A 25,619-nucleotide genomic window follows, 5' to 3' on the forward strand; every position below is an offset into this window, starting at 1 on the left:
GGGAGAGTGTGGAAAATGAGCAATCAAGCACAATTTACGGCAATGGTAAAGAAAATGGCAACGGATGATAAAAAAATGGTTTTGAGCTTGGAGTTGGTTGGGAACATTGAGCCAACTTCGCTAGTGAAATTGGTAGATATGATCGGTGACAAAGTGACTGTAAATCTTGGTAACCCACAAATGGCTATTGAGTTCGACGAGAATGAAAGAGAACGTCGCGGTTTATCCGTAACAACAGATCAGTCTGGAGTGGTAACAAGCATTAGTGGAAACAACGAGGATGGCAAAGATGATGCTGATGATTTGGAGGACGGAGGCGATGAGGGGGAAGAGTCTAAGCACGTTGAACACGGCGAACACGCAGGAGATGAACCCTCGGAGAATGGGGAAGGCTCTGAAAGCACTCCAATAGTGCAAACCGAAGACTCAGAGGGCAACACTCCCGATCCAGAGCAGCAAAGCCAAGAAGAATCCGATGGCAACACGAATGACGGCGATCAGGAGGCAAACAAACAAGATGATGCTGTCGCCGCAATCGACAAGGATAAACTGGTGGCATTCATCTTGAGCGGACAAGCCCCAGCGTTTGAAGAAACGGAGTATGACTTCCCCGCATTGCTTGCACGAAAACAAAATGGCGAAACGTGGATTAAGATTGCATCGTCCATCGGCACCTCTTCTTCCAAACTCCAAACGGCTTGGTCCAAATACAAGAAACTCGTTGCTGAACATATGGCAAAAAACGGTGAAGAACCCGGGGCAGCGTAAAGCTGCTCCTCTCACCTAGAAAGGTGGAATCATATGACAGCCGTTAAACCAGCGCCCAACCATCCTTGGAGACGAAAATTTATAGCGACAAGTCAGGAAAACGAATATATCAAGCAGTCCATCGTTAATCCACAGGTGAACAATTGGAAAGCAGGCGGAGCATTGCCGCCCTGGAACGGGAAGAAATAAGGCTACTCAGGATATCGGCGTCCATGACTACCAAAAAGTTCGTGGACGCCGCCATATACACGAACAAGAAGGTCAGGAAACACGATGGCAACATGCCCCTCTTCTAGTTGTAGGCGGTCGCTGTTTTGCTCAATGACAAACGGAATCTCCATTGCTTCTAGGGCGTCCTTGAGGTAGCTGACCTCGGACCATTCGACTGAGTAATAAAATGACTTTTCCATACGAAACACTCCTTTGCCACATAGTAGCACAGGAGGTTCGGACAAAAAACATAAAGGGTGGGTTGGAAATGTATGATCACGACTTTGAAATGGATGAGAATTACGAGTTCAATACCCAATTGAACGAAATGCTTGATCAAGAAGTGGAGAAGCGTTTGGAGGCAAAGATCAATGGGTACCATGCTGCAATCGAGCGAGAGAAGAAGGCGGTCCAAGTCCAGTATGATCAGCAGAAAAAAATCCGTGAACTTGAGCAACAACTGAAAGATGCTGAAAAAACCTTTTTCAAACAGGGTGCAGATCAGACAAAACGGGAGCTAATGGGCGGTTTCAAACTCGGGGACAAGGTTTGGTTTATCAGAAAAGAATACAAGTCAGTACGCTGCGAGATCTGTTCTGGGAAAGGTCAGATTGAAGTTAGGGCGAGTGAAGTAACCGAACCATTTAAGGTTAATTGTCCTGAGTGTAAAGGATACTCCAAAAAATCAAACTATGAATACAAAGTTGAACAAGGAGTTATCCACGAGATTAAGATGCACACTTGGGCAAATGAAAAACGTTTTGAAGGCACTTTCTACATTGAGCCGACGAGTTACAAAGCAAATGATTCTATAAGTTGCAATTACAGTTCGTTATTCCATGCCGAGGAAGAATGCCAGCAAGCAATAAACGACATTTTGAATCCGCCAGTTCCAGGGGAAAAGTGATTTATCACAAGCTCAACTAAGTTAAATCAAAGATCGCTTTTGTCAAAAAAACTCCAGATTCCAATTGCCAAATAAAGGATACCGAATAGACCGGAATCCAGGCTAGTTATCATCAAGTAAAGACCAATCAAGCAAATTAAAATTGAACCTATTTTTCGTAAAGTAGTTTTTTTCATAATATTCACCCATATATAGTATTTACAAAAAATGTATCACAAGATTTGTTTGTTTACAAACTGCTCATTATGACAAGGAGGATGAACGGAAACATGCATAGCAACAAGAAAACAGTTGTATTTCAACACAGGTTATCTGGAAATTCGAATGACATCGTTGAAGAAGAATTTGAATTTGAACATGACGCAACTGTGGAAGAGATCGAAAAAGAATATACCGATTGGGTATGGTCAAGGATTGCTGAAGATTTTAGTTATTACGAGAAAAAGTAAATTTACACAATGTGTAGGGAGGTAAGGTAGATGTTCCCAATGTTCGTAAAAGGCAAACGAGTTATGGTCCTTAGCTACAAGCCAACACTTGGCGACATTATTAAAAATGACGCTACAGGTGACTGGTATAAAGTCGAGAGTATTGAGGGGCGTAAGGTACAGTCATACGGAATATCCGCCCCTACTGGTTTCTGATTTTACTAAATAGTTAATGTAAAAAGGACTATTAAATAGCCCCTTTAAGCAAGAATGAGATTTTTTCCAGTTCTCCGATAACTCTATTTTTTCCATGTTCAGTGTCCGACCAGTTATTTTTTTCAATGCCTCTATTATCAGTAAGACCCATTACATCAAGAACGGAACCTTCGGGAGCATACTTTTCACCCAGCAATAAGAAGCGTCTCATAAAAAAGGCTTTTCCGACTAGAAGAACATTCTTGAACTGTATTGATTGCTGAAGAGGAATTTGAAATGAGTATCTTACTATTTCGTCGATGGTACTTCCTTGTGTAATGTGAATGATGTCATTTTCAGGAATGCCGCCATTTACAAGGATGGGTTTGAACATCTCATATTCTGACTTTCCATTCATAAATCGATTGGGGGCGGAAGATAGAGTAATTTTCGAAAAGCCTTCTTGTTTATAAAAGCGAATAATTTGCTCATTTAATTCTGCATAATGTCCAGGATGATAAATTACAAGGTCAGGATGTGAAAATATGTGCTCTCGTTCTGCGAAAATGAATTCCGAGATTGCTTTGAAACAGTCCATTCCACAATCACCATCTTTTTACATTTGATACTAACTTATTGGTTTCATTTAACACAACGGTAATTATGTGAAAAACTCCCACACCTTAATAAAGGGTAGGAGTCGGGTAACATACAACGGAATCGATATACCTTGGATCAATACCATAAAACACCCATTGCCAGCCATTCCATCGATATCCAGTAACCCCATGGGACTCGACACTAATCGGATAATACCAAAACTGTGCTCCATTTATGAGCCAAACATAAGTGTTCTGGTACACACAATCGATAAGATAGGTCGATGGTTGCGAAGGGATGTAAGTTGGTCTTGGTGGTATGAAGCTTGGCGGCGGAGACGTTGGAGCCTGAGCAGGATACGCCATTCGCTTTTCACTCCTTCCTAATCTAATCAACATGATATTCCTAGACATTTCGAGGAGTGCGGAGTGAATCAAAACACACGATTTGTAAAGGAGGGGTAAATGTGGAGAAACAAATCAAGGTTCGGGCCATTGAAAGTTTCGAGGTATACAGTCTTGAAGATTCGGAGTTGCTTGGGGAGATTGTTGAGGGCGAGGAGCTTATAGCTGATCTTCATGAAGAGTCAAAAGAGTATTTCGCCAAAGACAAGGAAGGCAGGGAGGTGTACGTGGGCGAGTTAGATGCAACTAGTCAATTGCAATTAGAGAATTGCTTCGTGTTGATTTAACACAGCAATCGATTTGATAAACAAGATGATTACTCCTATAAAAAGACATCAGAAGTCTTGGAGTTTCACCTTTCCGTAACGGCTTCATCGAAAATTCTTCTGTAATGGTGCAAATCAAATTGAGAGGCTAATGCGTCGACTGTAGACCAAAATTCATCTTCATTGAAGCCAACAAAGTCTATGACGATAAACTCTGCGAGATTATGGAATGCATGCGCTATACGGAAATTTCTATAAAAGGTAGCCTCGTCAAAAGAACCACTGTTTTTTAGGTCAAGGAAAACTTGATGAATTAATTTCTTATAAGCGATCTTCTTTACTTCAGTCATCAGATCACCTCCTATACCTGATTAAATAGGACAAGGGGAAGGAAATTCCTGCGTGAAGAAAGCAGTTAATTTATCAAAACATTACATTTGATAATGGGGGAGGATGGAATGAAGAGTAGCAGATATATTGTTCTTAAGCGATTACAAGCGAAAAGAAAAAGCTCCTGCAAAGAGACAGGAGTCGAAATGTTAGCCAGATGATCGAGACTTATGACGAAACCGAAGCAATTGAACAGCTGCGTGTCCATCAAATTTCCTTTTATGGCGATTTAGTTATTACCCAAGTTAATACTCTTCTAAAAGCGCCAGTGGGGTTATAGATCTGCATAAACCATCTATCTAGTCCAAGTGGGTAATTTGCAAGCACATATACAGGTTCAAGTTGTTCAATGATCCATCCAGCGCTGATAACCCTCCTAGTACCTTCTGGTGCTGGTATCAAGTTAATATATTCATATGAATATGGTCTAATTTCGATGGGCTGAAACCTGTGGCGCCAAAAGCCATTTCCGAGACTCTCTGTTATACGTACATTTTTCCGACTTAGGGTGATGATTTTTGTCCGTTTTACGCCTCCTTTTTTCACAATCTTGGATGATGATCTTTTTTTCTTTTTCATGTTTTCACCTTCTACACTAATCTAAGTTTCGTAGGATCAACATATGAAGGAAAAGAAATAATGCTTGGACTAATTTACATGAGTTGAAAAAATGGGGGAATTCAATAATTAGAGATCGGACTGAATAATTTGAACCCAGAGTTGCTGCAGGATTTTTAACACATGAGAAATTGTGATTTTGTCCATGTAAACTTGTACCTTTCTCTCTTATAGGAGTTTGCATAAAGTATACAAACTTTCGAAAAAGGGGGAGTGAGCGATGAGAAAAAATAAAAACAGCATTCGGGGCGGAGTTTCCGTTATAACTTGCACTAACCGACCACGTTTTTTTAATAATATCATTGCTAATTATAAGACCCAGTTGTTTCGGGTAAAAGAGTTGGTAATTGTTATTAATAAAGATAGCATGAGCTTGGAAAAATACCGAAAAAAAGTGCGGGGATATAAGAACATTTCTATCTACAAAGTTCCAGAAAGGGTCTCTTTGGGCAGATGCTTAAATTATGCGGTCAGCAAAACGAAATACCAATTTATCGCAAAGTTCGATGATGACGATTACTACTCACCATATTATTTAAAACAGCAAATGAATGATCTTCATCGTACAGGAGCTGATATTGTTGGGAAGCGGGCATATATGGCTTATCTCCAAGCAAGAAAGCTACTAATTTTACGTTTCCCTAAACAGCAGAATAAGTTCGTAGGGGCGCTTGCAGGGGGAACCATATTATTTAGAAAACGTGTATTCAACCGTGTACGTTTTGCTAACGTTTCACTAGGGGAGGATGCAAGATTTATAAGAGCCAGCCGAGCCAGAGGCTATAAAATTTACGCTTCTGCTCCTCGTAATTACATTGCGGTTCGTAGAAAAAACAAAAAGAGTCATACATGGACCGCTGGAGACAGATATCTAATGTCGGGAAGTCGGGTTCTGGCGAAATCGATTCGGCTACGTAAACTCTCTTCCCGAAAAATAATCTAGCAGATGAACAAGATTAGGAATCAAAATAGTATTTCAAAAAAATAGCCCCCCAGCAGGGAGCCCGTAAATATGTTCGGCAAAAACATTATAGCACGGGCTGCCACGAGGGGGAATTTGAAAGATGAGCGCACAAGAACAACTGTCATTTCTGGAACCAGTAGATGAAAAAGAAGTCAGAAAGGCTGTTGTCAAAGCATTGAAAGAGTATAAAGCCCTTCGTGTTGCTGTTCAAAATAAACAGGAGCGCCAGGAGAAGGGCATTGATCAACTGTTTCCACAGCTGCAAAAGTCTGAGTCCACGAATGAGTTGAAAGCACGACAGATTGAAAGGGCGTTGCTGTATTCGTTGGATGAAGTAGAGCGTCAGATCATTGAAGAGAAGTATCTCAGCACATCACGGGTAAAAGATATCAATGTTTATCTTGATATGGGCCTGACAAAGGACCAATACTACACGAAAAAGAAAGATGCAATTATGCAAATCGCTACGGCACTCGGGATGATCTGAGTGCCATTTTTTATGTGAAAAAGCCCGACAAAACCCCGACAAAATACGGGACAAAACCCGGATAAAATCAGGGATAAAAGGCGGGACGATTTGAAATGTCATGGACGGTAATCTTGAGTCAAGAGCAAGCGACATCTGCTCTTGGGAGATACCGTCTATCCCTTATCAATGGCGTACCTGAGCGAATCTATGGGTGATGACGAATGTGACCTTACGAGAGGGGGACATTTTGAGCCTGAACGCACCAGTTGCGACGAGCGTAGCAGGGAACCATGCAATTATTTTTCATTGTATGCATTACAGCGGTTTTCAAGTTTTGGAAACCCCTCTCGGAACTTTGGAAAATCGCAAATTACTCTGCTGGGATTTACCGGACAGGGGATATCATGCGAGACGTACGGCTCAGGCCTCTCGCCCCTTGTCCGGTATATCCCATATTCGAATACACCGATCCTGTCTCAAGTGTGCAGATTTACCAGCTGCACCGCCTCCTAAATGACTGTGACCGCAATAGGTATAAGGATTGGCTCGCGGCGGAGCTCCCCTGCCGAAGGAAGTGAGGGACAATAGTCAAAAAGTAACAGGAAAAACCTTCCTACATTCATTTCTACAATAGTGAACGGTTACAAGCAAAATTAGACGGCCTCAGTCCCATGGAATTCAGGACCAAGGCCGCTTAACCCATTTTTATTATTTGTACTGTCTACTTGACGGGGTGCAGTTCAAAGTCGTCAGCCTTTCTTAATGCCTAATAGCTAGGGTACCAACGCCCTTTTTATGGAGTTAATGGCGTTTATAATAGAACGCTTTTGTCCACCGAAACATAGTATACAAGCAGTAAGAAAGTATTTATCTCTTTCTTACGAAAAACTTAGATGAAAGTACGGTGGACAACGATGTCAAAAACAGATTTTGAAAAAACTAAAAAAAGATTTCAAAAGTTTTTTGAAGATGAAGACAACCAACGCGAGGTATTCAATACTGTATTGAATGTTGCTTCTGAAACATTGCCTGATGTGAATGTGACGAATCCTGGCGCTCTGCTAAATGTTGCAAATGATCCTCAAGTTGAGCCAGGCACACGTGGTGATGCTCTATTGATCCTATTCTTATTCCTGCTTGCTCTATTTCTTCCAGATCTATTTGATGAAGATGCTGAGTAATCTGTAAGAATATATCGCGGAATGTGCGGAGAAGCTCCTTGGGGTTCTCAACAATCTGAAAAAACGTCCATGTGACGTTTTTTCTTTTTTGGAGGTGGGTGAAATGTAGTGCGCCAGTATGTCGACTCAGTGACAGGAGAAATTTACTACACGGAGGAAGTGCTGCGCCGTTCGGACGAGATTGTAAAAGTTTTTCGTCCAGTAGGTCGCAGCTCAAAATTCGTGAAGATCAAAGCCAGCCAAAAGGCAAAGCGACGGCTCAGAAAGCTGTCACTCGCTGAGGCTGGCTTTTTGTTGAAGATTGCTCCTTATGCCAGCGAGGGAACTAACCTCCTGCAAGGCGACAATGAGCGCGGGCAAAAGGGGACGCCACTGACCGTCAAAGACCTTGCCCGCATTGCAGACTGCTCCTATCCTACAGCACGCAAGATCGTGAAGACATTCATTGAGCTGCACATAATGCGTCGAACCGACTTGGAAGGACGGTCAGCATTAGCAATCAACCCCCTGTATTCTCTCAATGGGAAGACAGCAGAAGCGTGGCTCCTGCACCTATTCAACCAGGAGATCACAGAGGCAGGAGAAGACCCAAATTTGGACTAGGGGGTCGCCAGAAGCCAACAGGCAGCCAAAGCATAAGGCTCTAAGCTTCAACCTCATTTTTTGCGGTGAAACAATACATATACTTTTCCGCTGGAATAGTAGTCGTTTGATTACACCTACAAAACACGGCACCAGCCCAACAGCATCAAGGCATACAGCAATTTTAGGGCTGGCAATATTCTTTATTCTTACTTTATTGCCACGAAGGAGCTGAACAGCATGGATATACGTAAAATACCAGTCTCTAAAATCAACCCAGCCCCTATAATCCGCGGGTGGATTTGCAACCCGGCGACCCCGAATACGAGAAGCTGAAACGATCCATTCAAGAGTTTGGATACGTCGAGCCACTGGTTTGGAATGAACAAACAGGTAATCTCGTCGGCGGGCATCAACGCTTTAAAATCCTTGTAGAGCAAGGAACTACTGAAATAGAGGTTTCTGTTGTGTCCTTGGATGAAATCCAAGAAAAGGTTTTGAACGTTGCACTGAACAAAATCAGTGGTGATTGGGATGAGGAAGCGCTGGCAACGCTGCTCAGTGAGTTGCACGAAGCAGGAGTTGACATTGATTTATCTGGATTTGATGAAGTGGATTTAAAACGAATGCTGGGTGACATAGAAATACCAAATTTTGAAGAAGGCACAGAGGAAGACCAAGGGGATTTAGGAGTTCTGAATTCAAAACTGGTGAAGTGTCCGCACTGCGGAGAGGAGTTTGAACATAATTGACGCAGTTAAAAGTGGCCTGGGCAACTTATGAAGCCACAAAATTCGCCTGTGAAAACTTCCACTACAGCAAATCTCTCCCTGCCGGAAAGCTAGTGAAAATAGGGGCCTGGGAAGACGACAAATTTATCGGTGTAGTGATTTTTAGCCGGGGCGCTAACAGCAAGATTGGTTCACCTTACGGCTTAACTCAAAAAGAATGTTGCGAATTGACAAGGGTTGCATTAACCAATCACAAGTCATTCGTTTCTGAAATATTGGCAAAGGCAATCAAATTCTTGAAAGAGCAGTCGCCCAATGTTCAGTTGATAGTAAGTTATGCTGATGTAGAACAAAATCATCATGGCGGAATCTATCAAGCAACCAACTGGATTTACGAAGGGAAAACAGAAGGTGAGCGTTACTTTATTATCCATGGGAAAAAGACTCATGGGAAATCAATTCATTCGAGGTATGGGAAGGGAAGCCAACGATTGGATTGGATCAAAAAGAATATTGATTCCCATGCTGAAAGTTATACTACAGCAGGAAAGCATAAATACCTTATGCCGTTGAACAAGAAAATGCGAAAAAAGCTTCTGCCTTTGCATAAGCCTTACCCAAAATAAAAGGAGGACGCGTCAACGTCCTCCCCAACCACCGGGTCACCCCCGGCTGAGATAGCGATACCTGCGGCCGCAGTTGTCTTCACTCGCTATCTCGTTTTCCATTTTACAGGAAAGCCGAGGGTGTCACAATGAAAACAACAACAGAACAGTCATCTCCTGAATCTATTGACCTTCTTTTGCAATATCAAGTCGAAGTGATGGAAGGCATCATGGAATCGAAGGATCAATACAGGAAAGTCGTGAAAGCAGCCATTGCAAAGTGGGTTAAGGACTTCCAATCAGGCCACATTGAGATTAAGACGGTGGATGATTTGAAGAAGTTGATAGAGTTGGACATTGATTTGCAGAAAAATGACCTTTAATAAGTAGGGTTTAACGGACTTTTACCGAAGTGTATTGCAGAGAGGGTGTGAGTATATATGGACCAACAAGAACCAAAAACTCATGTCTTGGTCTGCTATCATTGCGGAAATAAAACACAAATGAATCGGATCGCACATCACCAAAAGGAATGGCTTGAGAACTTTCTGGGGTTCAATGTGAAACCATACCAGGTAAAATTTTTTACGGAATGGGATTTATTTCTTTGCCCTGTATGCGAGAGTGAGACATTATTAAAAACACAGAAAAATACAGATCATCGTGATTCTCAAAGCGGGAGTATGATACGTGATGAACAAATAGTATATCCTCCCGTTACTTTTGACAAAAGTGGTATCCCTGAAAATGTAAAAAAGTCATTTGAAGCCGCTCTACGAATAAAAAATACAGAAGGAACACTGTGCGCCATAGGAATACGTAGGACATTGGAAATTATGTGTAAGGATAAACAGGCAAATGGGGATAGCCTCTATGAGAAACTTAAGGATTTATCTGATAATGGTGTGCTGCCTCCAATTCTAAATGAGATGACCACGGTCCTACGAAAATTAGGAAATGAAGCCGCACATGGTGATGAAAGAGAGTTTTCTTCAGAGTTAGTGGACTCCATGGTTAAGTTCACCCATGTAATCCTAGATTACGTATATGTTTTACCAGATAAATTAGGTGAAATCCAAGATAAGCTGAGAAAAACGATAGAAGGAACAGCTTCTCTACATGGTAGTGCAACAGTACAAGCTACAGCAAACGAAATAAAAAGAGAGGACGCATAAATGCGTCTTCTTTTTTTGAAAACAACCCCATGAAGTGGTGAGGTGGTGGTCATGTAGATGGCGAGGAATCCTGAGAAGAAAAGATGCAAGGCAAGGAGTAAGCAGCGCGACGAGCAATGCAAAAATTGGGCAAAGCCTGGCTGGGATGTTTGCCGTTTCCACGGTGCTGGCGGTGGTGCCCCAATGCGCAATACCAACGCAGTCAAAACGGGAGAACATCAAACAATCTGGATGGATGCTCTGACTCCCGAGCAACAGGAAGTTTTGGATAGGGTCAATTTGGAGCCGTTGGAGCAAGTGAACCAATCAATTAAGCTATATGCTTGGCGTGAACGAGAGATCATGTTGAAAATTGCTAGAATCGAGAGTGGCTTGACTGAAAAACAGCGGAGAGTGTTGCAAGAAAGGCTCACCACAAAGGAACCAGTACAGGTTCATGATGACAAATCTGGACAAACAAAAACAGTAGTCTTGTCCCGAGATGAATTGGTTACCACCGAAATAGAAGAAACGGAGTACAGGGCAATCGATGACATTCTTCATCTGCAGGAAGCTCTCACGAGGGTGACAGACAAGAAACTCCGGGCTGTCGAGATGAAACACAAGCTAATGAGTGGAATCAACCCTGAAACAGTCAACATTCAGCAGTACCTAGAGGCGTTAGGGACAGTTGCTGAGGAAGCTTGGGGAGATGAGGAATGAGAAAGGGCGGAGCAAAATTTCAGTTCAAGCCTTTTTCCCTCAAGCAAAAGAAACTGTTAACCTGGTGGACGGAAAAAAGTCCATATCAAGACTATGACATGATTATCGCGGACGGCTCGATTCGTTCGGGGAAGACAATTTCCATGATCGACAGCTTCCTCATGTGGTCCCTTGCAGCGTTTCAGAATCAAACCTTCATCATCGCAGGAAAGTCAATGGGGGCACTCAAGCGGAACGTTCTCCAACCGATGTTCCAAATCCTGAATGCAAAGGGCATTCCGTATTTTTATCACAGGTCGGAGCATTACATTTCCATTGGCTCCAATGTGTATTACTGTTTCGGGGCAAATAACGAGTCCAGCCAGGACGTTCTACAGGGGCTGACAGCAGCCGGTGCATATGCGGACGAGGTCGCATTGTTCCCCAAGTCTTTTGTCGATCAGATGGTGGGGCGTTGCTCTGTTGAAGGTTCAAAAATCTTCATGAACTGCAACCCTGCTGGTCCATATCACTGGTTCAAGCTGGAGTACATCGATCAAGCCAAAGAGAAGCGGATTTTACGACTGCACTTTACCATGGACGACAATTTGACGCTGTCTCAGAAAATAAAAGAACGCTTCAAACGTATGTTCAGTGGTGTTTTTTTTAAACGGTTCATACTTGGCCTGTGGGTTATGGCAGAAGGCATTGTGTATGACATGTTCTCAGAAGATGTCCACGTCATCGACGAGTTACCAGAATCATTCGATCGTCTCATCGTTGGCGGCGACTATGGTATGAACAACCCGACGACATTTTTGTTAATCGGACAAAAAGGAACCGATTTTTTTGTCATCCGGGAGTATTATTATGGCGCGGGTCAGAAGAAGGGGCAGAGTGAGGAAGAGGCACAAGCAAGGCAAAAAACAGTAGCTCAGTATGTAGATGAATTTATTCAGTTCCTTGGGGATGACAAGCCACAGTATATTTTCCTTGATCCATCAGCAGCTGCGCTTATTATCGAACTGAAAAAACGTGGCTTCGCGAACATTAAAGGCGCGAACAACGACAGAATAGACGGCATTCAATTGGTCCAGCAACTTCTTGGCGGGCATGAAGGCCGTCTTTTTGTGCATCGGTCTTGTGTCAATCTGATTCGGGAATTTTTCTCCTACCTCTGGGACCCAAAGGCACAGGCAAGGGGAGAGGACGAGGTTATCAAGGAGAATGACCACGCCTTGGACGCTCTGAGATATGCTTTATTTACAATTTGGTATCTGTTGCGTAAAGTGGCTGTTCGCGAAGAAAGACGTCGAAAAGGAAAAGGAGGATGGCTCTAATGTCAGAGGCAACAGGCTGGTATCCCATTGGGAAGGCTGAGGGGGAGGGGGAAAGCAAACAGCTTGTAATTGATCAATTCGAGCAGGATTACGATGAACACAAGCTTATACGCCCTACCATTGACCCTGTAGCTTGTGTTCAGGTTGTGAAGCAGAGCAACATTATTCCTCAATGTTTAGAGGCGTATAAAACCAACGTGGTTGGTTATGGCTATGCACTTGCATACCACCCCGGCCAAAGTGACAAGACAGCAAAGGCAGAGTGGGATATTGCTGATCGATTCATGCAGACAGCCAATCTGGAAGAATCGACTGAGCAACTGCTGAGCCAGTTAGTGGAAGACCTTGAGCACTGTGGCAATGCTTATGTTGAGGTTGCCTGGGGTGGCGGGCTTCCTGCCATTTACCGCATACCGCCTGAATACATGCGCTGCACAGCACCACTCAAAAGGGTAGATATGAAGTATCGGCGTTTGGTGCAGGGAAAGGTGGAAGAGTTCACGCAGTCCAAATGGGTGCGTAGATACGCGCAGAAGAGAGGGACTAACATAACGTGGTTCCGTGAATTCGGGGCGCCCGGTGAAGAGAATGAAGTCATTCATTTGCAACTAGGAAACGGGACTTACGGCGAACCACGTTGGTCAGGAAATTCACCGGGCATTGTTGGTTCAAGAAAAGCTGAGGAACTCAACTTCGAATACTTCGATAACGGTCGAATGCTCGACATGATCTTGACTGTCACAAACGGTGAGTTAGCTCCGCAATCTATCGAATCCCTAAAAGGAGCAAGAGGAAAGAAGTCACGGGGTGGAATTCTTTACCTAGAAGTGCAAGGGTATGACAAAGGGCTTCTTGGCGATGAGAAAGAAAAAACCACCATTAAGCTGGACAAGCTGAATGACCTGCTGCAACAGGACGCTCTTTTTATCGAGTACAACCGGGAAAAACGAAAAGAAACGCGGTCGTCGTTTCGGTTGCCGCCAATTCTCACAGGTGAATCAGAAGACTATAACAGAGCGACAAGTGACAATGCCCGGAGAACAGCAGAAGAGCAAGTCTTCAAGCCATATCGCAAGTGGATTATGGATGAGATTTTCAATAAGCGATTGTTCCCTGCAATTGAGGTATATAGGGTGAAGGTGATACTGAACAGTCCAAAAATCAGCGATCCAGAAGAGTGGAAGGCACTGTTGGATTTTCTGGCTGATAGAGGAATTATGCTGGTGCGCCATCTCATCCCAATTGCCGAGGAAGTATTGGGAACCACCCTTGACGAGTCGAAGTATACCGAGGAGTACCTCGATTCGCCGATTGCTAGCTTGGGCAGCACATTCTCCCAAGAACCACTTGGTACATCTGATCCGCAAGAGCAAATGGCGACCATAGCAAAGCGTCTGCTTCGTGAAACGAGGGAACGCCAGCATGTGTGACCAGTGCCTATACTTGATTGCCAAGGCAGATGACGATGACTTTCTTGATAGCCTTGACCTTACCCACGCCGAACGCGCATTGCTTGAGAAGCTGTACAAGGAAGGTGAGGAGTCAATTGCTGACCTCCTTGAGTTGCAGGGTAAGGCGCTGGATGATGCTATTCAAGAGCTTAGCGACGAACTGGCTACAAATGCTGACGAGCTATGGAAAGTGATTGTGCTTGTCCAGACTGGCGACTACTTCCAAGAAAAGTTTGAGCAGGCTGTCTATGATGCTTTCATGCCGTTGTTCAATCTGGCCGGAGAGTCTGAAGCCGTAGGAATCAACACTGAGGCAGTATGGGAGCAGGAAAACAAAGCAGCAGCCCAATATGCCGAGAAACTGAAAAAAATGGTGCCCGCAATGAATGACACGTCTGCTGACCGCATGATTCGGTCGTTTAAGCAAGCGATTGAAAAGGGAGAGACTCCTGCTGAAAGAGCTGTATTGGTCAAAGAGGTCAGCAGACAGGCTGCCTTAGGCGAAGAGGGACCATTCAACATGAACCGCGCTGTTACTGTTGCGAGAACCATATCCACGGCTGCCGCAAATGGTGGCAAACTGGAAGGCTGGAAGCAGTCGGGGCTTGTAAAGAAAAAACGGTGGCGTGCAGCTAATAACAAACGCACTCGTAAGGACCATAAAGAGGCAAACGGTCAGACAGTCGATATCAACAAGCCATTCAAAGTAGGAGGTGAAAAACTCATGCATCCAGGAGACCCGGATGGAAGTGCAAAACAAATCGTGAAATGCAGATGCACGATGCAGGCTGTTTTTTGATTGAAAGGAGGTGAATAGAAAATGGGATACGCGTTAAAGGACGCAAGAATCACGCACATTTCCCTCGTGGATAAGGGCGCAAATGGTAGGCCGTTCGCCATCGTCAAGGAAGAGGGAAAAGAGCCGTTACAGAAGGATATCCGCATAGCTAAGACAGACAGGGCAAAGCAGATTGTTTACGGCATCGTGTATGAGCCTGATACAGAAGATGCACATGAAGATCAGATGACAGCCGATGAAATCGAGAAAGCAGCTCACGGCTTCATGGAGCGTCAGAACACGTACAACATTGATAAGCAGCACGATTTAGACACAGACAAAGGGTACGTTGTTGAATCGTACATTGCCCCTGTAGATATGGAGCTTGGTGATCAGGAGATCAAGAAAGGGTCCTGGGTGGCTGGCGTGAAGGTAACGGACACTGACACTTGGGAGCAAATCGAAAAGGGCGAGATTACCGGCTTCTCGATGTGGGGAGTAGGTAAACGCGAAAAGATTGAGGGAGCCTCTTCGGATACCGACGATGAAACGGTAGAGAAGGGGCTTTTGCATTCCATCGCTAAGGCATTGACTCGTATCGTCAAAGGCGAGGTGAAAGACAAGTACGAGCGTAATAAGAAGTCAAACGACTTTTGGACTGCTTGGAGTTCTTTTTCGAGTACGATTCAACGCTACAACTACAATACCGATCGTTACGAATTCGAAAGCGACCCAGAAAAGGCGAGGGAAGCAATTCAAGACTTCGCGGACATACTGCAGGAGATTCTTGGGGCGAACGACATCGCAAAGGCACTGGGCAAACCACCTGAACAGATTGCCAAGGCGGGTAAAAAGCTGTCGTCAGCTCGACTGGATAAATTGAAACAAGCGCACACCACAATTACCGACCTGCTGGCCGAAGTAGACGACCAAGCAGAAGACGAGGAGGAAGAAGACATGAAACCAGAAGATATTCAAAAAGCAGTTGCTGCGGCTATGGGGCCAGTTACCAAGCAATTGACTGATTTGCAGACGGAAGTAACAGAGCTCAAGAAAGCAGAAGGTGGCGCTGGTGACGAAGGGCAACAAACCGATCCGACGACAGCAGCATTGACTGAAGCAGTTGCCAAGGCATTAGAACCTATTTCAAAGCAAATGGAAACGTTGGGGAACGAGGTCCAACTAATCAAAAACGCAAGAGGTTCCAGTCAGCAACAGCTTGGTACAGACCCAATCCAAAAAAATGAAGACGACAGTTCCTTTAGTGGACTTTTGTAGGAGGGTATTCATATGAGAACGAACGGACAAATCATCACAAAAGCCGCAACAACAACGTCGCATGACACTTCTGCTTTAAATTACAAGCAGGTCAATAAATTTATGGAAATGGCTTACGAGTCCACTGCGTTTTTGAAAGGAATCCGACACGAAACTCGTAAATCTTCTCAAGGGACCATTGACAAAATTGGTGTAACCGGACGAAACCTTCGAGGAAAGGTGGAAGACAAAGAAGCAACTAACACTAAAACACCAAGCTTTCCACAAGTTCCTTATTCTGTTACGCCTGCTGTCCTGCCATTTGAGATTACTGAGGAGTTTATTCGACAAACCGAGCGTGTACGTGGCCAAAATGCAGAGCAGATCATTCTGAAACATATGACTTTGAATTACGGTGACAATATGCAGGACATAGGATTTAACGGTGATACAGCTACACCGAATACGAACCCCGATTATGATTTCTTGAAGCTCAATGACGGATGGCTGAAGCTTGCCAAAACAAAAGGGAATTTCATCGATTGGGCAACGATTACCCCTGCTGAAAAACTAGGTATCTTTTTCGAATTGGAGCGAGCTGTGCCTACGCGACATCGGGCAGCTGGACAATTCAAATACTTCATGCATCCGAATACGTTCTCTGAGCGTCTACAACGACTTGCGGAAAAAGACACGAGCGCATCTATTCAGTTGCAGATCACTGGCGGCGTAAAGAAAATCAACTCTTATGACGTAGAAGAAATCGCCCATATGCCAGAAGGCGCTGTTATTTTCACATACCAGCCTAACTTCGTGATGGTGAACACCTATGACATGCAAATTCGGAAAACAACGGAAGGTAAAGAGGCAATCTATGCTGACAAGCGCTTCTACGCTATTCATTCCGATTTTGACCCGATCTTCGAGGAGCCAGCAGCAGTCTCCTATGTCGAGGGGGTGGAGTTTTAATGCTCGTCACATACATCGGGGAGAATAATTCGCTCCAGACTTACGGCCTTCGTTTTCAAAAGGACAAGCCTATTGAGGTAAAGGATAAGAAAGTACTGGATAAATTAAAGACACGCGATGACTTCAAGATTCATGAGTCGGATAAGCCAACCGGTCAGCAAAAAGGGGCCTCAGATACTTCCTCTCCAGAAGGAGGGGCCTCAGATGCTAACAGTGGAGAAGGTCAAACAGCAGAGTAGTACACGAGCCGTTCGGGATTCGACACCTGAGCGGCTTTCCTATCTTATCAGTGAGGCCAAGGTAAGGATCGAGCTTTTCACGTCTCGCCAGTTTGTGGAAGATGACGCTCGACTCGAAGTGGCTCACTTCCGTTTAGTTGAGGCTATGGCACTGACGGACAATGACGAGGTGCTAGGCGCGGAAGCCCGCGGGATTACTTCCGAGTCTGATCAAGGCTATTCGTGGTCGATTGAGAAAGCAAAGGTAACGACAGGGAGTCAATTGGTTGATTCCATGCTGGTGCAGTGGATGTCCTTTACTGCCGAGGCAACAGCTGGGGGCAATGTTAAGGCGATGATCTTATGAACCATCGGATGAATGATCAGATCGTTCTGAAAAGCACAGAAACGGTTCAGGGTGAGCGCAACATAGTTTCCACTACCGAGTTACCCCCACAGACAGTTGTCGGTTGTGTACGTGCTGTGGAATCGTCGTTGCAACGTCCAACAAATGCCGATCCGGTGGAATGGGATTATAAAGCGACTCTCGGCTTCCTATTGGGTCAGGATGTACGAAAAGATGATCGGCTTGATTTACCTAACTTCGGGGAGTTTGTTGTGGTTGATGTCAGACCTGGGCGACGGTTTCTGGCTGTGACAGCAATCCAACAAAAACGGGGTGCGGAGTAGTGGACTTCAAACAGTTCGAAGAGCGCATGAGGCGCCTGAATAAGCACGTACCCGAGATTATGCAGCTAATCGTTTATCAGCTTGGGGAAGAACTGCTCAACCATGTTATCGATGAGCTCGGTAGACAAGACCTGATTGATACAGGGGCGTTATGGAATTCATTTTCTCAGGGCGACAGCAACAACGTTTGGGAATTCGACAGAGATCGCGATTCCCTAACGCTTGAGGTCGGGTCTAATCTGGCCTATGCTCAGCACTTGAACGATGGCTATACCATCGACAAGTCGTATTTCGTCCCCGGGTATTGGAACGGAGTGGGCAAGTTCATCTACGACCCATCGGCAAAAGGCGGATTCATGGTAAGACCGCGTAGCTTCATAGGACGGAAATACTTCGACATTGCATTGAAAGATTTTCAGGGCGGCATGAAGGCACTGCTCGAAAAGCTACTACAAGCTGAGCTGGAAAGGATGGTGAAGTGATGGAGAACCGAGAACTGTCATGCATTATCGATCTGATCAACGAGGCATACCCTTCCCTCGCCATCCTAGATAGTTTGGATGTGTGGTTGTCTGGCACGTTTAAGCCTCCCGTGGCCTTTATCCAGATTCAAGGTGTATCTGAGCGCGGTAATACTCTTACGTCTTACAAAATTATCTCCGATGCTGGGATAGTGTTGCATCATCGAAAGAAGAAGGAAGGAGGTCAGGAGGTTTATGAACCGATTTCTACTGAACCACTCCGACAATTATTAAGGCGTGAGCAGTACAGTTACCGGGGAAAAACTGACGGCCTCTATATCAACATTGATAACACGTCTTTCCGCATCCGGTCGGATAGGAAGGATCGCACAGAAATAACATTCCGGTTTGAGTTCACAGCTGCGATTCCACGTCCAGTTGTCGAGAAAATCAACCACTTTGAAATTGAGGAGGACTGGTCCTAATGGCTAGAAAAGAAATGCCGGATGAGTCATCCGGTTTGAATCGTTCCAGACGTGAATGGATAGAGAGCGCAGTTTATCTAAAAGCCGAGGGCTTCGAGGTAGCAGGTGCTCTTTTTCATTTGCAGGACCATGAACAGGTTTCTGAGAACGAAGTGAAAAAACGGATCGCTAAATATAGAGGCGGTGAAAAGTAATCATGACAATCCAAAGAGAAAGACCGGGTGTAACGGTCGAACTGATCGCAAAGGCGCAAGAGCGTGTATTACCTAAGAGTGGCGTTGTCCTTGTTCCCTATCAAGCAGAATGGGGGGCACCGGATGAATTGGTAAGGCTGGCTAGCTTTGAGGAGCGGCTGGCGCAGACGTTTGCCAAGGTCGATACCGTGGAGCTGGCGGCCGAAGGTGGTGCGACGATTCTCGCGTATCGAATGACGAATGGTACAGCAACAAAAGCAGCGTACGAACAGGCAGACTCGATCAGGATTGAGGCTCTATACTCGGGATTAGTGGGTAACGAGCTGAAGGTCACTATTATTACTTCGACGTCTGATCCTGGGAAAAAGGAGCTGCAGGTAGTTGGTCCTCTCCAAGCGGAGAAGTTCTCGTTTGCAGACGCGAATGAGCTGGCAGCGAAATCGAGCCAGTCCAATTATGTACGTGTGAAAAAGCTAGGCGAGACTGCGGTTGCACTCGTAGCAGAAACAGCTTTGACGGGAGCTACAAGCGGCACCGTTGCTCTTTCTCCTACCGATTCTACTAAGCTGTTCATGGCTGTCTCGGGTGCTGACTTTGATGCAATGTATCTGCCTTTCGATGATCCATCAGTGCAAGCTGCTGCCAAGCAATTCATGAGTGAACGTCGCACGAAAAACAAAAAGCTCAGTACGCTTGTCATCGGTGGTAAGGATATCGAAGACGATAACATGAGCAAGCATGTTGAACGTTCTGTGGCACAAAATGCGCGTTACGTGGTCAACTGCGCGATTGCTGGACAGCACAACAACGGTAAGCAGTACGCCAGTCTCCAGTGGGCGGCATGGGTCGCGGGCATGATTGCAGCAACCCCAGCCCATGAGTCCCTTACAGCTGTTGTCGTACCTTTGAAGCGAGCTTTGAAGGATTGGGGTCATACCGAAATCATAAACGCGCTCAGTACAGGCACGCTGATCGCAACGCGAGACGGTGACGTTTATATCATTGAGAGTGCTGTGAACACCTTATCTGTCATCGGAACAAATGAGCGCGAGGACTACGGAAAAATTCGAGTCAGCATGACGTTGGATCAGATCGTCAATGACATCAATCAGGTGGGTAAAAAGTACAAAGGCAAGCTTGGCAACAACAATTTAGGCGGCGCGGTGTTTGTCTCTGCCGTCAACGCTTATCTGACCGTCCGAGAGCAGCAAGGAGCAATCGATACAGGCTGGACGTTTACGGACAAAAAGAATGGCGTGGGTGATCGTCGTGGTTTCTTGCTTTCAGCGAAGCCTCTTGATGCCATCGAATACTTCGACATTGATTGGGAGGTGCAATAATTGGCTATTGCACGCGATATTAAGCTGAAAAACTGCCAAGTATATGACGATAACGGCGATCCGATTTACGGTACGCTGGAGGGCAAGATGGTCCTCAAGGTAGAGTATGGAGATACTGTTCGTCTTCAACGAGGAAAAATTCAAACGGTAAACGATTGGCATGTAGAAGTGACACTGACGATCACCGCTACCAATGCCGATCTGAAATATTTCTGCGTGGAAAATCTGACAAAAGGTAAGACACCTGTCCTACCGTTCCTAATCGGGGAGACGTTGGATAAAGAGGCGGGAAATTCAGAGCGTGTTCGAATCTCCAACATCGTATTGAATCCCGAGGAGATCGCTTTGTGGGAAGCCAAAGCGGACGGCAATGATAATGCAACCTATGAAATAAAAGGCATGTCAAATGAAAAACCGGACTACCTGGACAAGCTGCCAGAGTACGTCGACTAGGAGGAATCGTTGTGAGCAAATTAGATAAGTATTTAGCGAAAGCAAAAGAGCCAGTGCAGAGACGAACTGGCACCGTTGTTATTGATGGTGATGAATGGCAAGTGCGAGAGCTTACGATGTCTGAGACACGGGCATGCTTTAGATTAGCTGAGGACAGCAACGGGAATCTTGATACATTCCGTTACAATGATGTTCGCATTGTCAAAGCTACTGAGCATGAGTTTCCATGGAACAGTAAGGAGCTCCTTTTAGCGTACAATGCAAAGGATAAATTTGATCTACCCGTAAAACTCTTTGAAAACAACCGGGATGGATATACTGCCCTTTTGGACAAGGTGAATGAGGTAAACGCGAAGGTCAAATCAGAACAAGAAGTGGTTGAAGAACTAAAAAACTCATTCGAACCGATGGAGAATCAAGCCACCTCTGTCGGGCATTTCTCAACGGCAGAGGACGACCAGCCGACATCTTAGAATATGAGGTTGACCCCTACATGCAAAAGCTGTTCATTATGGCTTGCCAAGTAGTTGAAGATGAAGAAAAGGAGAAGACAGGAATCTAGATTTCTCCTTCTCCCGAGCAAGTTGGAGGCTGGGGAGAGGGGAAGAAATCAGTATTTGTTTGATCGGTTTTAAAAAGAGAGGCGACTAAAATCAGTCGCCTTTTTTATTTGTCTGGAGGTGAGACAGTGGGTGCAGTTGTAGGGCTTACCGCGTATATCCAAGCGAAAAATCAATTGAGTCCAGAACTTCAAAAGCTGATCAAATCTTCGAGGAATGCTCAGAAAGAAATGCGTCAACTTGATGAAGCGACTCAAGAAATGGTTAAGGAAATGCAAAGAAGTATCAAACGGGCAGCAGAGCAGAGCGAGCGAGATTTTAAGCGTGAATTTGATCAAATGCAGCAGGAGGCACAGCAGTTAAAGCGACAGCTTGAGGAATTGGGTTCAACGAGAGCTAATCCAAAAATAAATGTAGACGATCAGGCGCGACGAGAAGTAGCTGCTGTTAAGCAGGAAGTAAAAGCACTGGACGGATCGAAAGCCACGGTTCAAATTGAAACAGCGGCAGGCCCAGGTGCAAGCGAAATACTTGCAGGTGGTCTTTTAGCGGGATTAGCTACTTATGGAGGCGCTGGCTTCATAGATCAGCTCACCTCGGAAAGTCAGGCTAATGCACGAAGAGCATTGTTGGGAGCTACTGCCGAAGAATTGCATCAGTTCCAAAAAGAAGCGCAGAATCTCGCAATAATGAATCCAAACGTTGATCGGACGCAAATCAAAGATTTAATGACGATGGCAACTAGATTCGATCCGAAAAATGGTGCAGACATCGCCAAACAAGCTATTCAACTTAATGCCATCCGACCTGATTTTGGGGGCGTTGAAGAATATCAAATGGCTATGTTCTCCATGCAGCAGGCGTGGAAAGACATCACCGATGTTTCCAGATTTGGCGATACTCTCGCTGAGATAGCTAGCACTACTACCGACATTCGAGGAGAAGCACTTGACTCCATTGTTGAATACAGCACGCAGGTGACAAAATTTCTGGATACGCCCGAAAAACTAGCTGCTTTGACCAAGGAAATGAATAATCTGTGGTCGATTGATAAAGGCTTTGATGCCTTGAAAGAAGCAACCATCAAGCTCGACAATCAGGGGGATATGGTTAATGTTTTAAAAACAGCATATGAGGCGCAGGACATTGATTCGGACGAAGCACAAAAACGAGCTGAGAAAGAGTCCAAAATTATTGCCGAAGCGATCCACTCGTCAAATGCAGCAGACAATCAGTTTGCAATAGCAGCTTTGATGCAAACATTTGGCGGCATTCAAGATAAAAAGGCCAGACAAGAACTATTGAACGAATTGGGATCTGGTCCAGGGGAAGACATCGCGAAGGCATTTGCGCCACTTTTACAGTCTGCGGGTCGGATTGGTATGGCTGACGAAAGGGAGTATGACTACTCCGGTAAGCTCAATCAAGAATTTAAAACATATCAGGAAAACGACTCATTACAAGGGTTTGTTCAGGCAAAAACATTGCTCACGACCGAGTTGGTTGGGTTAGGTTTAGCATTAGCTGAGGACTTGGAGCCAGCAATCAGATGGACGGCGGATGCATTGCAGAGCCTAAAGGAAATGATTGAAGGGGCTCCGCCTTGGTTAACATTGCTAGGATTAGGTACAGCCGTCGGAGCGGTTACATTTGGGCTCTGGAAGTTAAAAGTAGCTCTTGATGCCGCAACCGCCGCAGCCGTACAGAGAAAGCTAGCTAGGGGGACGGATTCAGGCCCTGATTTTCCGGATTTACCAGATGGACCCGATAAGGGGGGGAAGCCGAAAGGAAAAGGTAAGGGCAAAGGCGGCTGGTTTAATCCGTTTAACGGGGGAAGAAAAGGCGAAAAAACGCCACAATCAGCAAAGGATTTTGCATTCGAAAATCCATTGGCAGAAGGGACAAAATCCCCAGGTTGGAGGGAAAAGTTTAAAAATTGGGGTGGCATGCTCCCGAAAAGTGATGCCGTGCTAGACAGTCTCAAAGGCGCTTGGGATGTTACTAAAACTACTGGAACAAATCTGTTTCGAAAAGTACCTGAAACATTCAAAGCCATAGGGGGCATGCTTCCATCCGGCGATTCCATGTTAAAAGGCTTAAAAATTGGCTGGCAAGGATTAAAGGCTTCAAGCGGTAGTTTAGCACGCAAAATACCAATCGCTGGGATAGGTATTGGATTAGGACAGATTCTAACTGCAGATGATCCACTTAAAATGGCAGGGCAAATCGGCTCTGAAATACTCGGTAGTGCTGCGGGTGCGGCAGCGGGAGCTTCTGTTGGTTCGGCTGTACCTGGTGTTGGAACAACTGTAGGCGGGATTGTCGGTAGCATCGCAGGAGCTTTCGGTGGCGCGGCTATGTACGACAAGGTGTTGGAATGGTGGAATGCAGCACCTGCAACGCCACCAGATTTTACTTCGGCTTTATCTGTTATCCCGAAACAAGCTACTGCTCCGGTTCCGGTTGGGCCACCGATACCCGTAGTACCAGCAGTTGGAAATACTGCAAATAAGCCAAAGGTGGTTTCAGTATCAATTCCAAATGTGACGGTTCCTCTTCAGGCTGCTGGTGTGCTTCAAGACATCCCTACCATGCTGAAAATGCTCAGTGATCCGTCTGTTGGTCAAAAGATAAAAGACATCATTGAGAAATCACTAATGGACGCACTGGAGACAAGGGGAGGTGTTGCGGGTGATCCGATTACAAGGTAAATATCGGCTGACCTTTCCCGTCACCCCGGCAGAAATACAATTTCGCGGCTATGGAAATGACATTGAGAGCACAACGACAATCAATTTGCTCACGAACAATCGGATATCAGGAAGACGTCCGAAATCCATTTCTTTCGACTTCTTCCTTCCCGGTGATACGGAAGCACCATACATCGAAGTAGAAGGGTATCAGGGGCCGCGTGAATGGCTTGCGGGTATTGATCGCTTAATGGGAGCTGAGGTACTGCTGACCATTAGCGAGCTGAATTTGGCTTGGAATGTTCTTATCGGCCCATGTGATGGTAGATTTGTAGGTAAAAACGTAGATTACCATGGGTCAATAGAATTTCCTCTTTTCATGAAAGATGAGTTCGTGACCTGGAGTAATCAAACGCAGGTCTTGATTCCAAGCAGCGTGATAGCGAAGCAACAGACTGCCAGACCGAATACGAGCGGCAAGAAGGCAAAGAAGAAAAGTACCGCCACGAATCAATCACTGATTGATCCAGCAGTGCAGAGCATACAACGTGACCGCATACAAAGTAAGGTAAAAGGATTCCAACCGTAGATAAGGGGGGAGTGTTTTGAAAGTCATATACGGGAAAGAATCTACGCGTTATGACCTTACCAATCAGATACAGGAACTGTCCTGGTCGTCGTCTCGTGGTCAGATCGCCCAAAACTGTGATATCAGAATCAAGGATGCCCCGCCGTTACAGTCGGCGGGTTTTCTTATGGCATTTGCGGGGCAAGACCTCAAGGAGTCGGAGCAGTTTTTTCACGGCCCGTTGGTTCGCTTCGACCGCGACGACCGGACTGGAGACTTATCCGCAACAGCATACGAGCTGGGCTGGTATTTGCAGAAGAACGAGACGTCTCGCTTGAAACTGAATGGCGACGCGGGCAAGGAGCTAGAGAGAATCATCAAGGCAACTGGAATCAAATTCAGTTGTCCAGCCTTTGGGTTTACGATCAAGGATAGGCTCAGCCCACAGTCTTATACGTCATTATTCACGTCACTGACAGAGCAGGCTTACGAAAAAACGGGTTTTCGATACTTCATACAACACCAGCGAGATAAACTAACGGTGCTCCCGGAAGGTCAAAACAGTGTCGTTCCTATGTTCAAAGCAAGCATGCTACAAAGTAGCTCAACAGGGGAGAGTATCGAAGAAGTGTACACGGTGGTTACTGTGGAGCGGTATAAAGATGACAAGGTGGCCGGCAGCGCAACAAAAGAGGATGCTAACCTAATTAAGCAGATCGGGCGCATGGTAAAGTTGATTGATGCTGGCGAGGAAAAGAATCTAGCTTCCCTCGCCGCGAAACAGTTGGCCACATTGTCGAAGATACCCAAGACTCGCTCTATCTCCGTAAGGCATGAAGACAATATTGCTGCCCGAATACGAGCTGGCTGGCTTATCAAGATCATGGAGAAAGACAACAAGACGATAACGGACTGGATTGTTACGAGCTGCAACGCACGATGGAAGGGCGGGCAATACACAATGGATTTACAGATGGAGGGGAGGTAGTAG

37 protein-coding genes are annotated in these 25,619 nt (G+C 45.3%); 33 read left to right on the forward strand and 4 right to left on the reverse strand.

Translation table 11 applies throughout. The features are described 5' to 3' along the window. Nucleotides 1-15: 15 nt before the first annotated feature. Together ACKKE8_RS06700 and ACKKE8_RS06705 are read left to right on the forward strand one after the other, a co-directional pair. Nucleotides 16-768, forward strand: a complete 753-nt coding sequence (locus tag ACKKE8_RS06700) for a hypothetical protein (protein WP_409177468.1) — start codon at nucleotides 16-18, stop codon at nucleotides 766-768. 33 nt (nucleotides 769-801) lie between these two features. Further along, nucleotides 802-957 (forward strand): hypothetical protein, encoded by a 156-nt coding sequence (locus ACKKE8_RS06705; RefSeq protein ID WP_409177469.1) that lies wholly within the window; start codon nucleotides 802-804, stop codon nucleotides 955-957. Between the two features lie 2 nt (nucleotides 958-959). Here ACKKE8_RS06705 and ACKKE8_RS06710 read toward each other — a convergent pair whose 3' ends face one another. After that, a complete protein-coding gene (locus tag ACKKE8_RS06710) occupies nucleotides 960-1,178 on the reverse strand; it encodes a hypothetical protein (protein ID WP_409177470.1) in 219 nt (72 codons plus the stop codon). Nucleotides 1,179-1,246: 68 nt separating this feature from the next. On the opposite strand from ACKKE8_RS06710, the gene ACKKE8_RS06715 reads away from it, so the two are divergent. The 3 genes from ACKKE8_RS06715 (at nucleotide 1,247) to ACKKE8_RS06725 (ending at nucleotide 2,529) form a co-directional block, all read left to right on the forward strand. Beyond that, on the forward strand, nucleotides 1,247-1,885 hold the full coding sequence (locus tag ACKKE8_RS06715) for a hypothetical protein (protein WP_409177471.1): 639 nt from the start codon (nucleotides 1,247-1,249) through the stop codon (nucleotides 1,883-1,885). A 269-nt stretch (nucleotides 1,886-2,154) separates the two neighbouring features. Next, nucleotides 2,155-2,334 (forward strand): hypothetical protein, encoded by a 180-nt coding sequence (locus ACKKE8_RS06720; protein WP_409177472.1) that lies wholly within the window; start codon nucleotides 2,155-2,157, stop codon nucleotides 2,332-2,334. A gap of 30 nt (nucleotides 2,335-2,364) precedes the next feature. Next, nucleotides 2,365-2,529, forward strand: coding sequence for a hypothetical protein (locus tag ACKKE8_RS06725; protein ID WP_409177473.1), 165 nt, complete (start codon nucleotides 2,365-2,367; stop codon nucleotides 2,527-2,529). A gap of 31 nt (nucleotides 2,530-2,560) precedes the next feature. Here the strand turns inward: ACKKE8_RS06725 and ACKKE8_RS06730 are convergent, their stop codons facing one another. Next, on the reverse strand, nucleotides 2,561-3,106 hold the full coding sequence (locus tag ACKKE8_RS06730) for an ElyC/SanA/YdcF family protein (RefSeq protein ID WP_409177474.1): 546 nt from the start codon (nucleotides 3,104-3,106) through the stop codon (nucleotides 2,561-2,563). Nucleotides 3,107-3,574: 468 nt separating this feature from the next. Between ACKKE8_RS06730 and ACKKE8_RS06735 the strand changes: the two genes are divergently transcribed. Then, nucleotides 3,575-3,799, forward strand: coding sequence for a hypothetical protein (locus tag ACKKE8_RS06735; protein WP_409177475.1), 225 nt, complete (start codon nucleotides 3,575-3,577; stop codon nucleotides 3,797-3,799). A 65-nt stretch (nucleotides 3,800-3,864) separates the two neighbouring features. Here ACKKE8_RS06735 and ACKKE8_RS06740 read toward each other — a convergent pair whose 3' ends face one another. Further along, nucleotides 3,865-4,128 (reverse strand): hypothetical protein, encoded by a 264-nt coding sequence (locus tag ACKKE8_RS06740; protein WP_409177476.1) that lies wholly within the window; start codon nucleotides 4,126-4,128, stop codon nucleotides 3,865-3,867. A 259-nt stretch (nucleotides 4,129-4,387) separates the two neighbouring features. Then, nucleotides 4,388-4,747, reverse strand: a complete 360-nt coding sequence (locus tag ACKKE8_RS06745) for a hypothetical protein (RefSeq protein WP_409177477.1) — start codon at nucleotides 4,745-4,747, stop codon at nucleotides 4,388-4,390. Nucleotides 4,748-5,006: 259 nt separating this feature from the next. On the opposite strand from ACKKE8_RS06745, the gene ACKKE8_RS06750 reads away from it, so the two are divergent. The 27 genes from ACKKE8_RS06750 (at nucleotide 5,007) to ACKKE8_RS06880 (ending at nucleotide 25,616) form a co-directional block, all read left to right on the forward strand. Next, on the forward strand, nucleotides 5,007-5,729 hold the full coding sequence (locus ACKKE8_RS06750) for a glycosyltransferase (protein WP_409177478.1): 723 nt from the start codon (nucleotides 5,007-5,009) through the stop codon (nucleotides 5,727-5,729). Between the two features lie 121 nt (nucleotides 5,730-5,850). Further along, nucleotides 5,851-6,237, forward strand: a complete 387-nt coding sequence (locus tag ACKKE8_RS06755; RefSeq protein ID WP_409177479.1) for an ArpU family phage packaging/lysis transcriptional regulator — start codon at nucleotides 5,851-5,853, stop codon at nucleotides 6,235-6,237. A 599-nt stretch (nucleotides 6,238-6,836) separates the two neighbouring features. Beyond that, nucleotides 6,837-6,917: an IS3 family transposase gene (locus ACKKE8_RS06760; protein ID WP_409179077.1), complete on the forward strand. Its 81-nt coding sequence runs from the start codon at nucleotides 6,837-6,839 to the stop codon at nucleotides 6,915-6,917. 216 nt (nucleotides 6,918-7,133) lie between these two features. Further along, complete coding sequence (locus tag ACKKE8_RS06765) at nucleotides 7,134-7,400, forward strand: hypothetical protein (RefSeq protein WP_409177480.1); 267 nt, start codon at nucleotides 7,134-7,136, stop codon at nucleotides 7,398-7,400. Nucleotides 7,401-7,508: 108 nt separating this feature from the next. Next, complete coding sequence (locus tag ACKKE8_RS06770; RefSeq protein WP_409177481.1) at nucleotides 7,509-8,003, forward strand: hypothetical protein; 495 nt, start codon at nucleotides 7,509-7,511, stop codon at nucleotides 8,001-8,003. A gap of 275 nt (nucleotides 8,004-8,278) precedes the next feature. Continuing rightward, nucleotides 8,279-8,734, forward strand: a complete 456-nt coding sequence (locus tag ACKKE8_RS06775) for a ParB N-terminal domain-containing protein (RefSeq protein ID WP_409177482.1) — start codon at nucleotides 8,279-8,281, stop codon at nucleotides 8,732-8,734. Further along, complete coding sequence (locus ACKKE8_RS06780; RefSeq protein WP_409177483.1) at nucleotides 8,731-9,339, forward strand: protein Mom; 609 nt, start codon at nucleotides 8,731-8,733, stop codon at nucleotides 9,337-9,339. The genes ACKKE8_RS06775 and ACKKE8_RS06780 overlap by 4 nt, the downstream gene beginning before the upstream one ends. Before the next feature lie 128 nt (nucleotides 9,340-9,467). Further along, nucleotides 9,468-9,701 (forward strand): hypothetical protein, encoded by a 234-nt coding sequence (locus ACKKE8_RS06785; protein WP_409177484.1) that lies wholly within the window; start codon nucleotides 9,468-9,470, stop codon nucleotides 9,699-9,701. 57 nt (nucleotides 9,702-9,758) lie between these two features. Continuing rightward, the gene (locus tag ACKKE8_RS06790; RefSeq protein ID WP_409177485.1) at nucleotides 9,759-10,493 is read left to right on the forward strand and encodes a DUF4145 domain-containing protein; all 735 of its coding nucleotides are present in this window, start codon (nucleotides 9,759-9,761) and stop codon (nucleotides 10,491-10,493) included. Between the two features lie 57 nt (nucleotides 10,494-10,550). Beyond that, nucleotides 10,551-11,195: a hypothetical protein gene (locus ACKKE8_RS06795; RefSeq protein ID WP_409177486.1), complete on the forward strand. Its 645-nt coding sequence runs from the start codon at nucleotides 10,551-10,553 to the stop codon at nucleotides 11,193-11,195. Beyond that, on the forward strand, nucleotides 11,192-12,514 hold the full coding sequence (locus ACKKE8_RS06800; RefSeq protein WP_409177487.1) for a PBSX family phage terminase large subunit: 1,323 nt from the start codon (nucleotides 11,192-11,194) through the stop codon (nucleotides 12,512-12,514). The genes ACKKE8_RS06795 and ACKKE8_RS06800 overlap by 4 nt, the downstream gene beginning before the upstream one ends. Further along, nucleotides 12,514-13,944: a phage portal protein gene (locus ACKKE8_RS06805; protein WP_409177488.1), complete on the forward strand. Its 1,431-nt coding sequence runs from the start codon at nucleotides 12,514-12,516 to the stop codon at nucleotides 13,942-13,944. Before ACKKE8_RS06800 ends, ACKKE8_RS06805 begins: the two co-directional genes overlap by 1 nt. Beyond that, the gene (locus ACKKE8_RS06810; protein ID WP_409177489.1) at nucleotides 13,937-14,764 is read left to right on the forward strand and encodes a phage minor head protein; all 828 of its coding nucleotides are present in this window, start codon (nucleotides 13,937-13,939) and stop codon (nucleotides 14,762-14,764) included. The genes ACKKE8_RS06805 and ACKKE8_RS06810 overlap by 8 nt, the downstream gene beginning before the upstream one ends. Before the next feature lie 21 nt (nucleotides 14,765-14,785). Beyond that, entirely contained in the window at nucleotides 14,786-16,021 is a 1,236-nt protein-coding gene (locus ACKKE8_RS06815; protein WP_409177490.1) for an XkdF-like putative serine protease domain-containing protein, read from the forward strand. A gap of 12 nt (nucleotides 16,022-16,033) precedes the next feature. Then, complete coding sequence (locus ACKKE8_RS06820) at nucleotides 16,034-16,969, forward strand: major capsid protein (RefSeq protein WP_409177491.1); 936 nt, start codon at nucleotides 16,034-16,036, stop codon at nucleotides 16,967-16,969. Further along, the gene (locus tag ACKKE8_RS06825) at nucleotides 16,969-17,208 is read left to right on the forward strand and encodes a hypothetical protein (RefSeq protein ID WP_409177492.1); all 240 of its coding nucleotides are present in this window, start codon (nucleotides 16,969-16,971) and stop codon (nucleotides 17,206-17,208) included. The genes ACKKE8_RS06820 and ACKKE8_RS06825 overlap by 1 nt, the downstream gene beginning before the upstream one ends. Continuing rightward, the gene (locus ACKKE8_RS06830) at nucleotides 17,174-17,554 is read left to right on the forward strand and encodes a hypothetical protein (RefSeq protein WP_409177493.1); all 381 of its coding nucleotides are present in this window, start codon (nucleotides 17,174-17,176) and stop codon (nucleotides 17,552-17,554) included. The genes ACKKE8_RS06825 and ACKKE8_RS06830 overlap by 35 nt, the downstream gene beginning before the upstream one ends. Continuing rightward, nucleotides 17,551-17,877: a hypothetical protein gene (locus ACKKE8_RS06835; RefSeq protein WP_409177494.1), complete on the forward strand. Its 327-nt coding sequence runs from the start codon at nucleotides 17,551-17,553 to the stop codon at nucleotides 17,875-17,877. Before ACKKE8_RS06830 ends, ACKKE8_RS06835 begins: the two co-directional genes overlap by 4 nt. Further along, on the forward strand, nucleotides 17,877-18,359 hold the full coding sequence (locus tag ACKKE8_RS06840) for an HK97 gp10 family phage protein (protein ID WP_409177495.1): 483 nt from the start codon (nucleotides 17,877-17,879) through the stop codon (nucleotides 18,357-18,359). Before ACKKE8_RS06835 ends, ACKKE8_RS06840 begins: the two co-directional genes overlap by 1 nt. Next, on the forward strand, nucleotides 18,359-18,823 hold the full coding sequence (locus tag ACKKE8_RS06845) for a hypothetical protein (RefSeq protein WP_409177496.1): 465 nt from the start codon (nucleotides 18,359-18,361) through the stop codon (nucleotides 18,821-18,823). The genes ACKKE8_RS06840 and ACKKE8_RS06845 overlap by 1 nt, the downstream gene beginning before the upstream one ends. Continuing rightward, on the forward strand, nucleotides 18,823-19,017 hold the full coding sequence (locus ACKKE8_RS06850) for a hypothetical protein (protein ID WP_409177497.1): 195 nt from the start codon (nucleotides 18,823-18,825) through the stop codon (nucleotides 19,015-19,017). The genes ACKKE8_RS06845 and ACKKE8_RS06850 overlap by 1 nt, the downstream gene beginning before the upstream one ends. A 2-nt stretch (nucleotides 19,018-19,019) precedes the next feature. Continuing rightward, entirely contained in the window at nucleotides 19,020-20,357 is a 1,338-nt protein-coding gene (locus ACKKE8_RS06855) for a phage tail sheath subtilisin-like domain-containing protein (protein ID WP_409177498.1), read from the forward strand. Beyond that, nucleotides 20,358-20,810 carry a hypothetical protein gene (locus ACKKE8_RS06860; RefSeq protein ID WP_409177499.1) on the forward strand — a complete coding sequence of 151 codons (453 nt, stop codon included), beginning with the start codon at nucleotides 20,358-20,360 and terminating at the stop codon, nucleotides 20,808-20,810. 11 nt (nucleotides 20,811-20,821) lie between these two features. Next, complete coding sequence (locus ACKKE8_RS06865) at nucleotides 20,822-21,283, forward strand: hypothetical protein (RefSeq protein WP_409177500.1); 462 nt, start codon at nucleotides 20,822-20,824, stop codon at nucleotides 21,281-21,283. Between the two features lie 215 nt (nucleotides 21,284-21,498). Further along, nucleotides 21,499-24,081, forward strand: a complete 2,583-nt coding sequence (locus tag ACKKE8_RS06870; protein WP_409177501.1) for a hypothetical protein — start codon at nucleotides 21,499-21,501, stop codon at nucleotides 24,079-24,081. Then, entirely contained in the window at nucleotides 24,062-24,649 is a 588-nt protein-coding gene (locus ACKKE8_RS06875) for a hypothetical protein (protein WP_409177502.1), read from the forward strand. The genes ACKKE8_RS06870 and ACKKE8_RS06875 overlap by 20 nt, the downstream gene beginning before the upstream one ends. 16 nt (nucleotides 24,650-24,665) lie before the next feature. Beyond that, nucleotides 24,666-25,616, forward strand: coding sequence for a hypothetical protein (locus ACKKE8_RS06880; RefSeq protein ID WP_409177503.1), 951 nt, complete (start codon nucleotides 24,666-24,668; stop codon nucleotides 25,614-25,616). Nucleotides 25,617-25,619 lie beyond the last annotated feature (3 nt).

The sequence above is a fragment of the Brevibacillus fortis genome (assembly GCF_046196545.1).
In the GTDB taxonomy this organism is placed as follows: Bacteria; Bacillota; Bacilli; order Brevibacillales; family Brevibacillaceae; genus Brevibacillus; species Brevibacillus fortis_A.

Coding starts and splice junctions, on each gene's coding strand:
- ACKKE8_RS06800 (WP_409177487.1), top strand. CDS start 11,192: ATGAGAAAGGGCGGAGCAAAATTTCAGTTCAAGCCTTTTTCCCTCAAG.
- ACKKE8_RS06795 (WP_409177486.1), top strand. CDS start 10,551: ATGGCGAGGAATCCTGAGAAGAAAAGATGCAAGGCAAGGAGTAAGCAG.
- ACKKE8_RS06835 (WP_409177494.1), top strand. CDS start 17,551: ATGAACCATCGGATGAATGATCAGATCGTTCTGAAAAGCACAGAAACG.
- ACKKE8_RS06830 (WP_409177493.1), top strand. CDS start 17,174: ATGCTAACAGTGGAGAAGGTCAAACAGCAGAGTAGTACACGAGCCGTT.
- ACKKE8_RS06765 (WP_409177480.1), top strand. CDS start 7,134: ATGTCAAAAACAGATTTTGAAAAAACTAAAAAAAGATTTCAAAAGTTT.
- ACKKE8_RS06825 (WP_409177492.1), top strand. CDS start 16,969: ATGCTCGTCACATACATCGGGGAGAATAATTCGCTCCAGACTTACGGC.
- ACKKE8_RS06725 (WP_409177473.1), top strand. CDS start 2,365: ATGTTCCCAATGTTCGTAAAAGGCAAACGAGTTATGGTCCTTAGCTAC.
- ACKKE8_RS06815 (WP_409177490.1), top strand. CDS start 14,786: ATGGGATACGCGTTAAAGGACGCAAGAATCACGCACATTTCCCTCGTG.
- ACKKE8_RS06720 (WP_409177472.1), top strand. CDS start 2,155: ATGCATAGCAACAAGAAAACAGTTGTATTTCAACACAGGTTATCTGGA.
- ACKKE8_RS06820 (WP_409177491.1), top strand. CDS start 16,034: ATGAGAACGAACGGACAAATCATCACAAAAGCCGCAACAACAACGTCG.
- ACKKE8_RS06785 (WP_409177484.1), top strand. CDS start 9,468: ATGAAAACAACAACAGAACAGTCATCTCCTGAATCTATTGACCTTCTT.
- ACKKE8_RS06810 (WP_409177489.1), top strand. CDS start 13,937: ATGTGTGACCAGTGCCTATACTTGATTGCCAAGGCAGATGACGATGAC.
- ACKKE8_RS06715 (WP_409177471.1), top strand. CDS start 1,247: ATGTATGATCACGACTTTGAAATGGATGAGAATTACGAGTTCAATACC.
- ACKKE8_RS06850 (WP_409177497.1), top strand. CDS start 18,823: ATGGCTAGAAAAGAAATGCCGGATGAGTCATCCGGTTTGAATCGTTCC.
- ACKKE8_RS06705 (WP_409177469.1), top strand. CDS start 802: ATGACAGCCGTTAAACCAGCGCCCAACCATCCTTGGAGACGAAAATTT.
- ACKKE8_RS06805 (WP_409177488.1), top strand. CDS start 12,514: ATGTCAGAGGCAACAGGCTGGTATCCCATTGGGAAGGCTGAGGGGGAG.
- ACKKE8_RS06745 (WP_409177477.1), bottom strand. CDS start 4,747: ATGAAAAAGAAAAAAAGATCATCATCCAAGATTGTGAAAAAAGGAGGC.
- ACKKE8_RS06855 (WP_409177498.1), top strand. CDS start 19,020: ATGACAATCCAAAGAGAAAGACCGGGTGTAACGGTCGAACTGATCGCA.
- ACKKE8_RS06845 (WP_409177496.1), top strand. CDS start 18,359: ATGGAGAACCGAGAACTGTCATGCATTATCGATCTGATCAACGAGGCA.
- ACKKE8_RS06740 (WP_409177476.1), bottom strand. CDS start 4,128: ATGACTGAAGTAAAGAAGATCGCTTATAAGAAATTAATTCATCAAGTT.
- ACKKE8_RS06755 (WP_409177479.1), top strand. CDS start 5,851: ATGAGCGCACAAGAACAACTGTCATTTCTGGAACCAGTAGATGAAAAA.
- ACKKE8_RS06750 (WP_409177478.1), top strand. CDS start 5,007: ATGAGAAAAAATAAAAACAGCATTCGGGGCGGAGTTTCCGTTATAACT.
- ACKKE8_RS06710 (WP_409177470.1), bottom strand. CDS start 1,178: ATGGAAAAGTCATTTTATTACTCAGTCGAATGGTCCGAGGTCAGCTAC.
- ACKKE8_RS06730 (WP_409177474.1), bottom strand. CDS start 3,106: ATGGACTGTTTCAAAGCAATCTCGGAATTCATTTTCGCAGAACGAGAG.
- ACKKE8_RS06790 (WP_409177485.1), top strand. CDS start 9,759: ATGGACCAACAAGAACCAAAAACTCATGTCTTGGTCTGCTATCATTGC.
- ACKKE8_RS06700 (WP_409177468.1), top strand. CDS start 16: ATGAGCAATCAAGCACAATTTACGGCAATGGTAAAGAAAATGGCAACG.